Below are 12,856 nucleotides of genomic sequence, written 5' to 3'. Positions count from 1 at the left end.
AGGAGAAATCCATGGCCCAGTTTGAACCTGGTCACTTGCACATTGAGCGGCACGCGTTGACCCCGGACGACGTCAGTTACAACGTGCATCTGGACTACGAGGTGTTCACCGATCCTCAAAAAGGCCGAGGCATCCAGTTCACGATGCATGGCAACCTTCAGGGCAAGGACATGAAAGAGGCCTTCTTCCTGCCCAAAGAAGAGGCCTACAACTTTGCCAACAACGTAACGAAAATCGCCGAGAAGTACGGCATTCCCAAGACGCACAGTCAGATCGGTTCGGTTCACAAGCATTACGACATGATGTTTGAAGACATCCGCAAGCAGCTGGATATGAAATCCGGCGATCCGGTGAATCTCGAGCATTTTGAGTAAACCTTCAAAAGCCCCTCACCCTAACCCTCTCCCAAAGGGAGAGGGGACTGATTGGGGGATATTGCGGTATTACGCCGACCTGATGCTGCATCACTGAATCCATAATCGACTCGATTTACCAGGTCGACGCATAGCGCCAGACATCTCGGTCGGCTCCCTCTCCCCCGGGAGAGGGCTGGGGTGAGGGTGCTTTTGATTTAAGGCATACTTGCCCCCCTCCGCACTCCAGAACCCGAAACCGTCCCATGCGTATCCACGTCAGCTTCATCGACCGCGTCGGCATCACCCAGGAAGTACTGGCCATTCTCGGTGGGCGCAACCTTAATCTGGATGCCGTGGAGATGATCCCGCCGAACGTCTACATCGACGCCCCGACCCTGAGCCCGCAAGTGCTCGAAGAACTCAAGGATGCGCTGTTTCGCGTGCTCGGCGTGGAAGCGGTAACGGTGGTCGACATCCTCCCCGGCCAGCGTCGGCACTTGCAACTCGATGCGTTGCTCGCGGCGATGACCGACCCGGTGCTGGCCCTCGACAGTGCGGGCAAAGTGCTGCTGGCCAACCCGGCATTGATCGCGTTGTACGGGCGTGAGCCGGCGGGCGAAGGCGTCTCTGAGCTGTTCAACGATCCCGGCCTGCTGGAAACCCTGCTCGAACACGGTTTTCGCCTGCCGTTGCGCGAGATCACCGTCAACGGCCAGACGCTATTGCTCGACGCTACGCCGATCACCGACGCTGGCGCCCTGCTCACGCTGTATCAACCGAACCGCATCGGCGAACAGCTCTCGGCGTTGCACCACGACCACGCTGAAGGTTTCGACGCGCTGCTCGGCGAATCCCCGGCGATCCGCACCCTCAAGGCACGTGCGCAGCGCGTTGCCGCCCTTGATGCGCCGTTGTTGATTCAAGGCGAAACCGGCACCGGTAAAGAACTGGTCGCCCGTGCCTGCCACGCGATCAGTGCGCGGCACAGCGCGCCATTCCTGGCGCTGAACTGCGCGGCGCTGCCGGAGAACCTCGCCGAGAGCGAACTGTTCGGCTACGCCCCTGGCGCCTTCACTGGCGCGGCGCGCGGCGGCAAACCGGGGCTGATGGAGCTGGCCAACCAAGGCACGGTATTTCTCGACGAGATCGGCGAGATGTCACCGTACTTGCAGGCCAAGTTGCTGCGTTTTCTCAACGATGGCAGCTTCCGTCGGGTCGGCGGCGATCGTGAGGTGAAGGTCAACGTGCGAATTCTCAGCGCGACCCACCGCGACCTGGAAAAAATGGTCAGTGAAGGTTCGTTTCGCGAAGACCTGTTCTACCGCCTCAACGTGCTCAATGTTGAGGTGCCTCCATTGCGCGAACGCGGTCAGGACATTCTGTTGCTGGCGCGTTATTTCATGCAGCAGGCCTGTGCGCAGATTCAGCGCCCGGTCTGCCGCCTCGCACCCGGCACTTACCCGGCACTGCTGGGCAATCGCTGGCCGGGCAACGTGCGGCAGCTGCAGAACGTGATCTTCCGCGCTGCCGCGATCTGCGAGAGCAGCCTGGTCGATATCGGGGACCTCGACATCGCCGGCACGTCCGTTGCGCGCCAGGCCGACAGTGACGTCGACAGCCTTGAACAAGCGGTCGAAGGCTTCGAGAAATCGCTGCTGGAAAAACTCTACGCCAGCTACCCCTCGACCCGCCAACTGGCCAGCCGCCTGCAAACGTCGCACACCGCCATCGCCCATCGTTTGCGCAAGTACGGCATCCCCAACAAATCCTGAGAACACCGCATACCTGTGGGAGCTGGCCTGCCAGCGATGACGTCGGCATGGCCACGATTGAGGGTGACTGATCCACCGCAATCGCGGGCAAGCCAGCTCCCACAGGGAATGTGACGGATTCGAAATCCGTTCAAAAACGACCTCCATCTGTACTGAAAGCGCTACAGCGGAACGATATCGCTACACTCTCCTCCCGTCACCGCTGTGCAAGGCTTTGATCCCGTTCAGCTTTTTTCCTTGCCTCATGCTGTAGCGATTTCGCTACACGCACACCGTTGACCAAATCGCCAAAAATCAATAAGCCATTGTTTTATATAGATAAATACACATTGGCCGCGATCTTGCTAATCAATTGATCATAAATAAGGGCTTCCCTGCCCAAGCCTTCCACCGCGTCCACCAGACGAGTCTGGCCCCCGAGGAGTTTCCATGAGCGAGTTGCGTTTTACTGAAGATCACGAATGGCTGCGCGCCGAAGCTGACGGTAGCGTTACTGTCGGCATCACCGCTTTCGCGCAGAACGCCCTGGGCGACGTGGTGTTCGTGCAACTGCCTGAACTGCAGGCCTACGAAAAAGGCGCCGAAGCCGCCACCGTGGAATCGGTGAAAGCTGCCAGCGGCGTGTACATGCCCCTCGATGGCGACGTGTTGGAAGTGAACCCGGCGCTGGAAGACAGCCCTGAGCTGGTCAACGAAGATCCAACGGGCCAAGGCTGGTTCTTCCGCTTCAAACCAAGCGACGCCGCCGCTGTCGGCAAACTGCTTGATCAAGACGCTTACGACCGTCTGATCAAAGCCCAAGCCGAAGCCTGAGGAGAGCCGACATGACACAAGTAAACCTGGGCACCGCCAACGAATTCATCGCCCGTCACATCGGCCCGCGCGCCGGTGACGAGCAAGCCATGCTCAACAGCCTCGGCTTCGATTCGCTCGAAGCCCTGAGCGCCAGCGTCATCCCGGAAAGCATCAAGGGCACCAGCGTGCTCGGCATGGACGATGGCCTGAGCGAGGCCGATGCACTGGCCATGATCAAGGGCATCGCCGGCAAGAACCAGCTGTTCAAGACCTACATCGGCCAGGGCTATTACAACTGCCACACGCCGTCGCCGATCCTGCGCAACCTTCTGGAAAACCCGGCCTGGTACACAGCTTACACCCCGTACCAGCCAGAAATTTCCCAGGGCCGTCTCGAAGCGCTGCTGAACTTCCAGACCCTGATCAGCGACCTCACCGGCCTGCCGATCGCCAACGCCTCCCTGCTCGACGAAGCGACTGCCGCTGCCGAAGCCATGACCTTCTGCAAACGCCTGAGCAAGAACAAGGGCAGCCACCAATTCTTCGCCTCGATCCACAGCCACCCGCAAACCCTCGACGTGCTGCGCACCCGTGCCGAGCCGCTGGGCATTGAAGTGGTCGTGGGCGATGAGCACGCATTGACCGATGTAACGCCATTCTTCGGCGCGTTGCTGCAATACCCGGCCAGCAACGGGGATGTGTTCGACTACCGCGAACTGACCGAGCGCTTCCACGCCGCCAACGCCTTGGTTGCCGTAGCCGCCGACCTGCTCGCCCTGACCCTGCTGACCGCCCCGGGCGAGTTCGGCGCCGACGTTGCCATCGGTTCCGCACAACGCTTCGGCGTGCCGCTGGGCTTCGGTGGGCCGTACGCGGCTTACTTCTCCACCAAAGATGCGTTCAAGCGCGACATGCCGGGCCGTCTGGTCGGCGTTTCGGTTGACCGTTTCGGCAAGCCTGCCCTGCGCCTGGCGATGCAGACCCGCGAGCAACACATCCGCCGCGAGAAAGCCACGTCGAACATCTGCACCGCGCAAGTGCTGCTGGCCAACATCGCCAGCATGTACGCCGTGTATCACGGCCCGAAAGGCCTGACCCAGATCGCCAACCGCATCCATCACCTGACCGCGATTCTGGCCAAGGGCCTGACTGCCCTGGGTCTGAATGTCGAGCAGGAAAGCTTCTTCGACACCCTGACCGTGGCTACCGGCGCGCAAACCGCTGCGCTGCACGACAAGGCTCACGCCCAGCAGATCAACCTGCGCGTCATTGACGCCCAGCGTCTGGGTCTGTCGGTTGACGAAACCACCGCTCAGGCTGATATCGAAACCCTGTGGAGCGTCTTCGCCGACGGCAAAACCCTGCCGGACTTCGCCGCCCTCGCCGCCACCGTGCAGAGCACTATTCCTGCTGCGCTGGTACGCCAGTCGCCGATCCTCAGCCACCCGGTATTCAACCGTTATCACTCGGAAACCGAGCTGATGCGCTACCTGCGCAAACTGGCGGACAAGGACCTGGCACTGGATCGCACCATGATCCCGCTGGGCTCGTGCACCATGAAACTCAACGCCGCCAGCGAAATGATCCCGGTGACCTGGGCCGAGTTCGGCGCCCTGCACCCGTTCGCACCAGCCGCGCAAAGCGCCGGTTATCAGCAACTGACCGATGAGCTGGAAGCGATGCTCTGCGCCGCCACCGGTTATGACTCGATCTCGCTGCAACCGAACGCCGGTTCGCAAGGTGAATACGCTGGCCTGCTGGCGATCCGCGCCTATCACCAGAGCCGTGGCGATGACCGTCGCGACATCTGCCTGATCCCGTCATCCGCCCACGGCACCAACCCGGCTACTGCCAACATGGCCGGCATGCGCGTGGTCGTGACCGCGTGCGATGCGCGTGGCAACGTCGACATCGAAGACCTGCGCGCCAAAGCCATCGAGCACCGCGATCACCTCGCCGCGCTGATGATCACTTACCCGTCGACCCACGGCGTGTTCGAAGAAGGCATCCGCGAAATCTGCGGGATCATTCATGACAATGGCGGCCAGGTGTACATCGACGGCGCCAACATGAACGCGATGGTCGGCCTCTGCGCGCCAGGCAAGTTCGGCGGCGACGTGTCGCACCTGAACCTGCACAAAACCTTCTGCATTCCCCACGGCGGTGGCGGCCCGGGCGTCGGCCCGATCGGCGTCAAATCGCACCTGACGCCATTCCTGCCAGGCCACGGCCAGATGGAACGCAAGGAAGGCGCGGTCTGCGCAGCACCGTTCGGTAGCGCAAGCATTTTGCCGATCACCTGGATGTACATCCGCATGATGGGCGGCGCCGGTCTGAAGCGCGCTTCGCAACTGGCGATCCTCAATGCCAACTACATTTCCCGTCGCCTCGAAGAGCACTACCCAGTGCTGTACACCGGCAGCAACGGTCTGGTCGCGCACGAATGCATCCTCGACCTGCGTCCGCTGAAAGACAGCAGCGGCATCAGCGTTGATGATGTCGCCAAGCGCCTGATCGACTTCGGCTTCCACGCCCCGACCATGTCGTTCCCGGTGGCCGGCACGCTGATGATCGAGCCGACCGAAAGCGAATCCAGAGAAGAACTCGACCGCTTCTGCGACGCCATGATCCGCATCCGCGAAGAAATCCGCGCAGTGGAAAACGGCACGCTGGACAAGGAAGACAACCCACTGAAAAACGCTCCGCACACCGCAGCGGAACTGGTCGGCGAGTGGACTCACCCGTACAGCCGCGAGCAAGCCGTTTACCCGGTGGCCTCGTTGATCGAAGGCAAATACTGGCCACCGGTCGGTCGCGTCGACAACGTGTTCGGCGACCGCAACCTGGTCTGCGCCTGCCCGTCGATCGAAAGCTACGCTTAATAGAATCAGGGGGCAGGCTTACCTGCCCCGACTTTCAAGAACACCACAAATCCCTGTGGGAGCTGGCTTGCCAGCGATGAGGGTGGATCAGTCTCCATCTTTGTTGCCTGACACACCGCCATCGCTGGCAAGCCAGCTCCCACAGGGGGATGTACCAAGCCTGATGTTTCGCCAATTCCTATAACAAGAAACCGGAGAACCACTCATGTCATTAAGCGTGTTCGACCTGTTCAAGATTGGCATCGGCCCCTCCAGCTCCCACACCGTCGGCCCGATGCGCGCAGCTGCGCGTTTCGCCGAGGGTTTGCGTCGTGAAAACCTGCTGACTGCTACCGCCAGCGTTCGTGTCGAGTTGTACGGTTCTCTCGGCGCCACCGGCAAAGGACACGGCAGCGACAAGGCCGTGTTGCTAGGCCTCGAAGGTGAACACCCCGACACCGTTGATACCGAAACCGTCGCCGCGCGTTTACAGGAAATTCGCGGCAGCGCACGCCTGAACCTGCTCGGCGAACACAGCATTGCGTTCAACGAGAAAGAACACCTGGCGATGATCCGCAAGCCGCTGGCCTATCACCCCAACGGCATGATCTTCCGTGCGTTCGACGCGGCGGGGATTCAGATCCGGAGCCGCGAGTACTACTCGGTCGGCGGCGGTTTTGTTGTCGACGAGGACGCGGCCGGCGCCGACCGCATTGTGGAAGATGTCACCCCACTGACGTTCCCCTTCAAAAGCGCCAAGGACTTGCTCGCTCATTGCAGCACGTATGGCCTGTCGATCAGCCAAGTGATGCTGACCAACGAAAGCGCCTGGCGTCCGGAGGCGGAAACCCGCGCCGGCCTGCTGAAAATCTGGCAAGTCATGCAGGATTGCGTGGACGCCGGCTGCCGCAACGAGGGCATTTTGCCGGGAGGATTGAAGGTCAAACGCCGTGCGGCGGCGCTGCATCGGCAGCTGTGCAAAAACCCCGAATCTGCGCTGCGTGACCCGCTGTCGGTACTCGACTGGGTCAATCTCTACGCGCTGGCCGTCAACGAAGAAAACGCCAATGGCGGGCGCGTAGTGACCGCGCCTACCAACGGCGCAGCGGGAATCATCCCGGCGGTGCTGCATTACTACATTCGCTTTATTCCCGGTGCAAATGACGACGGCGTTGTGCGTTTTCTGCTCACGGCAGCAGCGATCGGCATTCTGTATAAGGAAAACGCCTCGATCTCCGGGGCCGAAGTCGGTTGTCAGGGTGAGGTCGGCGTGGCGTGTTCGATGGCGGCGGGTGCGTTGTGTGAAGTCCTCGGCGGCAGCGTGCAGCAAGTCGAAAATGCGGCGGAAATCGGCATGGAACACAACCTCGGCCTGACCTGCGACCCGATTGGCGGGCTGGTGCAAGTGCCGTGCATCGAGCGCAACGCGATGGGCTCGGTGAAAGCGATCAATGCGGTGCGCATGGCACTGCGGGGTGACGGGCAACACTTCGTCTCTCTCGACAAGGTCATCCGCACCATGCGCCAGACCGGCGCCGACATGAAAAGCAAATACAAAGAGACCGCCCGCGGCGGTCTGGCGGTCAACATTATCGAATGCTGATCACGTAATTAACTTCCTCTCCCTCTGAGAGAGAACGCGTAATTAACGCCCTCTCCCTCCGGGAGAGGGCTGGGGTGAGGGGCTCTTGACCTTGATCTTGATCTCCATCCCCAACCACCCATTCAAGGAGTCCCGCATGTCCACCGAACAACTGTCGAAAACCCCGCTGCACGCCCTGCACATCGAACTCGGCGCCCGTATGGTGCCGTTCGCCGGCTACGACATGCCGGTGCAATACCCTCTCGGTGTGATGAAAGAGCACCAGCACACCCGCGAGCACGCCGGGCTGTTCGATGTCTCGCACATGGGCCAGATCCATCTGACCGGCGCGAACGCCGCCAAAGCCCTGGAAACCCTGGTGCCGGTAGACATCATCGACCTGCCAGTCGGCATGCAGCGTTACGCGATGTTCACCAACGAGCACGGCGGCATTCTCGATGACCTGATGGTTGCCAACCTCGGCAATGATGAACTGTTCCTGGTGGTTAACGCCGCGTGCAAGGATCAGGACCTGGCGCATCTGCAAAAACACATTGGCGATCAGTGCACCATTACGGCGCTGTTCGAGGAGCGCGCACTGCTCGCGCTGCAGGGTCCTGCGGCGGTAACAGCACTGGCGCGTCTTGCTCCGGAAGTGGCGAAGATGACCTTCATGCAATTCAACCGGGTGCAGCTACTCGGCGTTGATTGCTTCGTCAGCCGCTCCGGTTACACCGGTGAAGACGGTTTCGAAATCTCGGTGCCGGCCGCCGACGCAGAAAAACTCGCCCGCGCCCTGCTCGCCGAACCTGAAGTAGCCGCCATCGGCCTCGGCGCTCGCGATTCGTTGCGCCTGGAGGCCGGCCTGTGCCTGTACGGCCACGACATGAACACCGATACCACGCCCATCGAAGCCAGCCTGCTGTGGGCCATGTCCAAGCCACGCCGCGCCGATGGCGCACGGGCCGGCGGTTTCCCGGGGGCAGAACCTATCTTCGCCCAACAACAAAATGGCGTCGCGCGCAAACGCGTCGGCCTACTGCCGCAGGAACGCACGCCGGTGCGCGAATGCGCGGAAATCGTCAACGAAGCCGGCGACATCATCGGTAGCGTGTGCAGTGGCGGCTTCGGCCCGACGCTGGGCGGGCCATTGGCAATGGGTTACCTCGACAGTGCTTACATCGCGCTCGATACGCCAGTGTGGGCAATCGTTCGTGGGAAAAAGGTGCAAATGCTTGTAAGCAAAATGCCATTTGTTCCACAACGCTACTACCGTGGTTGATTGACTGTTTCTATAAGTAACGCGATTGCGTTATGCGTGCACTAATGTGTAACGCAATCGCCATAAAACAGTGCAGTTTCTAACAACCGATTCGAATATGAACTTTACTTATAACGTTCGAAAACATTTGAACAAGCTAATCGTCTAAGCCCGCACTAGTGGATTGACTAAGTGCCATCAAGCGCAGCAAAACCGGGCCTGCAAGGGGCTTGTTTTTCCTCCGGTAGTTGGCGTAGAGTTTCTCCACTGTGTTTGCATGGGTCAGCGTGGAATCGTGACCTGGGCAGTAGCCTACAAGTTAGCTACATCCCGTTCGACGTCTTCTTACTCTCCTGCAACCAGCCCCAGTACTCTTTCATGAGAAAGAGGCTGTCATTAATTTATTGCGTCAAAGGAAATAAGAAATGTCCACACGTCAGAGCGGTACCGTCAAGTGGTTTAACGACGAGAAAGGTTTTGGTTTTATCACTCCAGAAAGCGGTCCGGATCTGTTCGTGCATTTCCGCGCCATTCAGGGCAACGGCTTCAAGAGCCTGAAAGAAGGCCAGAAAGTGACCTTCGTTGCAGTGCAAGGCCAAAAAGGCATGCAGGCTGACGAAGTACAAGCAGAAGCCTGATCTGTGTAACGAAAAGCCCCTGATATTGATATCAGGGGCTTTTTTGTGCGCGCGAATCCGTAAAATGGCAATTCCTTAAAGCGCCCAGAGGCTGCCATGTCGAAAAACCTGCTCACTCCCCAGGGCGATTTTCCTGCCGTTGGCCTCGGCCGTCGTCTGGCCGCGATGTTCTACGATTTTCTGTTGTGCACTGCCCTGCTGATCGTGACCGGCTTCGTTTACAAGCTCATCCAGGGTTTGATCATCGGTGAAGAACGCCTGCGGGTGATGACCGATGCCGGCCAGCTCGACGGTGATCCGTTGTACTCGACCGTGCTGCTGTTGGTATTGTTTGGATTCTTCGCCAAGTTCTGGACCCATGGTGGGCAGACGTTGGGCATGCAGGTGTGGGGCATTCGCGTGCAGAACGCCGATGGCACCGCAATCAGCCTGTGGCAGGCGTTGCTGCGGTTTATGGTGTCGATTGCGTCGTGGTTGTGCGTGGGTCTGGGATTCTTCTGGTCGCTGTACGACAAGCAGAAGCGCACGTGGCATGACATTTACTCGGACAGCTGCGTGGTGCGGGTTCCGAAGAAGACCAAGTAATTGCTGACACCAGAAACCAATGTGGGAGCGGGCCTGCTCGCTCCCACAGGTTTTGTATTTTGCTGATAGATCTCAGGCGTTACCGGCCAGCTTCATACGCGCCGCCTGGGTGAAATCCAGCATCCGCTTCAAAGGTCGAATCGCCTGCGGAATCAACGCCGGATCAACAAAGATCTCGTTCGTCCCTTCCTTCAAGCTCTTGAGCGTACGCTCAAGGGTATTCATGGCCATCCACGGACAATGTGCGCAACTGCGGCACGCGGCGCCGTTACCGGCGGTTGGCGCCTCGATGAAGACCTTGTCCGGGCACAGCTGCTGCATCTTGTAGAAGATGCCGCGGTCAGTGGCAACGATCAGGGTCTTGTTCGGCAGGGACTGCGCAGCGGCGATCAATTGGCTGGTGGAGCCCACGGCGTCTGCCAGTTCGATCACCGCAGTCGGCGATTCGGGGTGCACCAGAATGGCGGCGTCCGGGTACAAGGCCTTCATGTCTTCAAGCTGCTTGGACTTGAACTCCTCGTGAACGATGCAGGCTCCGTCCCACAGCAACATATCCGCGCCGGTCTTGCGCTGAATGTAGGTGCCCAGATGCTTGTCAGGCCCCCAGATGATGGTCTCGCCGTTGTCCATCAGGCTTTCGACGATTTCCAGTGCACAACTCGACGTCACCACCCAGTCGGCCCGGGCTTTGACGGCAGCGGAGGTGTTGGCGTAGACCACCACCGTGCGCTCCGGGTGCTGATCGCAGAACGCCGAGAATTCGTCAACCGGGCAACCCAGGTCCAGCGAGCACGTCGCTTCCAGGGTTGGCATCAGCACGCGTTTTTCCGGGTTGAGAATTTTGGCGGTCTCACCCATGAACTTTACGCCGGCGACTACTACGGTCTTGGCCGGATGGGCATTGCCGAAGCGGGCCATTTCCAGAGAGTCGGATACACAGCCACCGGTTTCTTCGGCCAAGGCCTGAATCACCGGATCGCAATAGAAGTGGGCAACCAGCACCGCGTCCTGAGCCTTGAGCTCGGCGGCGATGGCGGAACGGTAATAAGCCTCTTCCTCGGCAGTCAGCGGTTTGGGCTGTTTGGCATCGAGGTGGGCTTGAACCAGAAGGCGTTCGGAAATCTGCGTCATGTTCGCAAGACCTGCAGGCGCTTTCGCGCGAAAGTCGAGTATACACCCGGCTCCGGACCGCTTGAGGGTACCGCCGGGAGAGTGAGTTTTATCAGGCACGGACAGCGTTGAAGCTGCGCAAGGCTACAGAATATCCCGGGGATACAAAAGATGATTCTGACCTGCGTCAGTGCAACTTGCACTCGAACAACGCACGTCTAAATCGCAGGCAAAAAAAAACCCGGAAATCCTCACTTGCGTGGGCCTTCCGGATTTTCTAAACCGCCAAAAATGGTGGGTCGTGTGGGATTCGAACCTACGACCAATTGGTTAAAAGCCAACTGCTCTACCAACTGAGCTAACGACCCGCTGTGTGGTGGCGCGTATAATACTGATTTTTAAGGACTATTCAACACCTTTTTGAAAATAATCAAAAATAAGGTGTTGGGTCGCTCACGCCGGCCGCTGCAAAGCCTTCTGCGCGCAGGCGGCAGCTGTCGCATTTACCGCAGGCACGGCCTTCATCATCAGCCTGATAGCAGGAAACAGTCAGCCCGTAATCAACGTCCAGCTTCACGCCCGCCTGGACGATTTGCGCCTTGCTCAGGTTCTGCAACGGCGCCTGAATGCGGAAACCATCACCCTCGACGCCGGCCTTGGTCGCCAGATTGGCCATGCGCTCGAACGACTCGATGAACTCGGGGCGGCAATCCGGATAGCCGGAGTAGTCCACCGCGTTCACACCGATGAAGATGTCGCGTGCGCCAAGCACCTCTGCCCAACCCAACGCCAGAGACAGGAACACCGTATTGCGTGCCGGCACGTAAGTGACCGGGATGCCCTCACCCAGCTCTTCAGGGATATCAATGCTGGTGTCGGTCAGTGCCGAGCCGCCCATGCCATTGAGGTTGATGCCGATCACCTTGTGCTCGACCACCCCCAGGTCGCGAGCGACGCGCGCAGCGGCATGCAATTCGGCATGGGAGCGCTGGCCGTAATCGAAACTCATGGTGTAGCAGGCGTAGCCTTCCGCGCGGGCCATGGCCACGACCGTTGCCGAGTCCAGACCACCGGACAGCAGGATCACCGCACGTTTTTCGGTTGTATTCAGTTGTTCAGTCATTTCAGCGCCCCGGCTCATCATTCCATAGATATTTATGCAGCTGCAGTTGCAACCGCACTGGCAGGTTGTCCGCCACCACCCAATCCGCCAGATCCCTTGCGTTGAGGTCATGGTGACTTGGAGAAAACAGGACTTCGCCGGCACGCCGGTCGAGCCCGTACTGGATCAGCTTGGACACCGCCCAGTCGTAGTCTTCCCGCGAGCAGATGACAAACTTCACCTGATCGTTGGGCGTCAGCAGTTCGATATTTTCGTAAAGGTTGCGATGGGCTTCTTTCGAACCCGGTGTCTTCAGATCAAGGACGCGACTGACGCGCGGATCGACCGCCGAAATGTCGAGGGCACCGCTGGTTTCCAGCGAGACCTCATAACCGGCTTCACACAGCTGTTTGAGCAAGGGAATAGCGTTGGGCTGCGCCAACGGCTCACCGCCGGTGACACAGACGTAACGCGGTCGAAATCCGGCCACTTGCTCGAGGATATCGTCGAGGGTACGCACGGTGCCGCCGCTGAACGCGTAGGCACTGTCGCAGTATTGGCAACGCAATGGGCAACCGGTCAGGCGCACAAAAACAGTGGGCAGCCCGGCAGTCCGCGTTTCCCCCTGCAAAGAGTAGAAAACTTCGGTAATTCTCAATGTGTCTTGCATAGTCGCCACGGGCGTAACAGCTAAACAGGCTGTCCGCCTCCGTCAGGCACTTCAGGCAATCGCGCCAACGCGCGGACCACAAGAAGCGTGTTTCAGAAAAAGGGCGTGAATTCTAACGAAAAAA

General features: G+C 59.5%; 11 protein-coding genes and 1 tRNA gene. 8 read left to right on the top strand and 4 right to left on the bottom strand.

Translation table 11 applies throughout. From position 1 onward, the window contains the following. The first annotated feature begins 11 nt into the window (after positions 1–11). The 8 genes from AB4P91_RS12305 (at position 12) to AB4P91_RS12270 (ending at position 9,850) form a co-directional block, all read left to right on the top strand. A complete protein-coding gene (locus tag AB4P91_RS12305) occupies positions 12–374 on the top strand; it encodes a DUF5064 family protein (protein ID WP_150592875.1) in 363 nt (120 codons plus the stop codon). A gap of 245 nt (positions 375–619) precedes the next feature. Further along, the gene (locus AB4P91_RS12300) at positions 620–2,128 is read left to right on the top strand and encodes a sigma-54-dependent transcriptional regulator (protein WP_150592874.1); all 1,509 of its coding nucleotides are present in this window, start codon (positions 620–622) and stop codon (positions 2,126–2,128) included. A 429-nt stretch (positions 2,129–2,557) separates the two neighbouring features. Continuing rightward, entirely contained in the window at positions 2,558–2,941 is a 384-nt protein-coding gene (gcvH, locus tag AB4P91_RS12295; RefSeq protein ID WP_150592873.1) for a glycine cleavage system protein GcvH, read from the top strand. Positions 2,942–2,952: 11 nt separating this feature from the next. Continuing rightward, positions 2,953–5,805 (top strand): aminomethyl-transferring glycine dehydrogenase, encoded by a 2,853-nt coding sequence (gene gcvP / locus AB4P91_RS12290; protein ID WP_395604877.1) that lies wholly within the window; start codon positions 2,953–2,955, stop codon positions 5,803–5,805. A gap of 205 nt (positions 5,806–6,010) precedes the next feature. After that, on the top strand, positions 6,011–7,387 hold the full coding sequence (locus AB4P91_RS12285) for an L-serine ammonia-lyase (protein ID WP_150592871.1): 1,377 nt from the start codon (positions 6,011–6,013) through the stop codon (positions 7,385–7,387). A gap of 136 nt (positions 7,388–7,523) precedes the next feature. Beyond that, positions 7,524–8,648, top strand: coding sequence for a glycine cleavage system aminomethyltransferase GcvT (gcvT, locus tag AB4P91_RS12280; protein ID WP_395604876.1), 1,125 nt, complete (start codon positions 7,524–7,526; stop codon positions 8,646–8,648). 404 nt (positions 8,649–9,052) lie between these two features. Then, positions 9,053–9,265, top strand: coding sequence for a cold-shock protein (locus AB4P91_RS12275; protein ID WP_003227496.1), 213 nt, complete (start codon positions 9,053–9,055; stop codon positions 9,263–9,265). A gap of 96 nt (positions 9,266–9,361) precedes the next feature. Further along, positions 9,362–9,850 (top strand): RDD family protein, encoded by a 489-nt coding sequence (locus tag AB4P91_RS12270; RefSeq protein ID WP_150686898.1) that lies wholly within the window; start codon positions 9,362–9,364, stop codon positions 9,848–9,850. Positions 9,851–9,922: 72 nt separating this feature from the next. Here the strand turns inward: AB4P91_RS12270 and nadA are convergent, their stop codons facing one another. From nadA to queE, 4 genes are all read right to left on the bottom strand, one after another. Beyond that, the gene (nadA, locus tag AB4P91_RS12265) at positions 9,923–10,981 is read right to left on the bottom strand and encodes a quinolinate synthase NadA (protein WP_042560632.1); all 1,059 of its coding nucleotides are present in this window, start codon (positions 10,979–10,981) and stop codon (positions 9,923–9,925) included. Between the two features lie 271 nt (positions 10,982–11,252). Beyond that, positions 11,253–11,328: transfer RNA gene (locus AB4P91_RS12260), tRNA-Lys, on the bottom strand. Positions 11,329–11,390: 62 nt separating this feature from the next. Further along, the gene (queC, locus tag AB4P91_RS12255) at positions 11,391–12,083 is read right to left on the bottom strand and encodes a 7-cyano-7-deazaguanine synthase QueC (RefSeq protein ID WP_395604875.1); all 693 of its coding nucleotides are present in this window, start codon (positions 12,081–12,083) and stop codon (positions 11,391–11,393) included. A 1-nt stretch (position 12,084) separates the two neighbouring features. Continuing rightward, entirely contained in the window at positions 12,085–12,732 is a 648-nt protein-coding gene (gene queE, locus AB4P91_RS12250; RefSeq protein WP_150592868.1) for a 7-carboxy-7-deazaguanine synthase QueE, read from the bottom strand. Positions 12,733–12,856: the final 124 nt, after the last annotated feature.

It is taken from the genome of Pseudomonas sp. B21128 (genome assembly GCF_044218865.1).
In the GTDB taxonomy this organism is placed as follows: Bacteria; Pseudomonadota; Gammaproteobacteria; order Pseudomonadales; family Pseudomonadaceae; genus Aquipseudomonas; species Aquipseudomonas iridis.
Note: the sequence above shows the minus strand (reverse complement) of the source record. Positions and strands in the feature narration are given on the sequence as shown.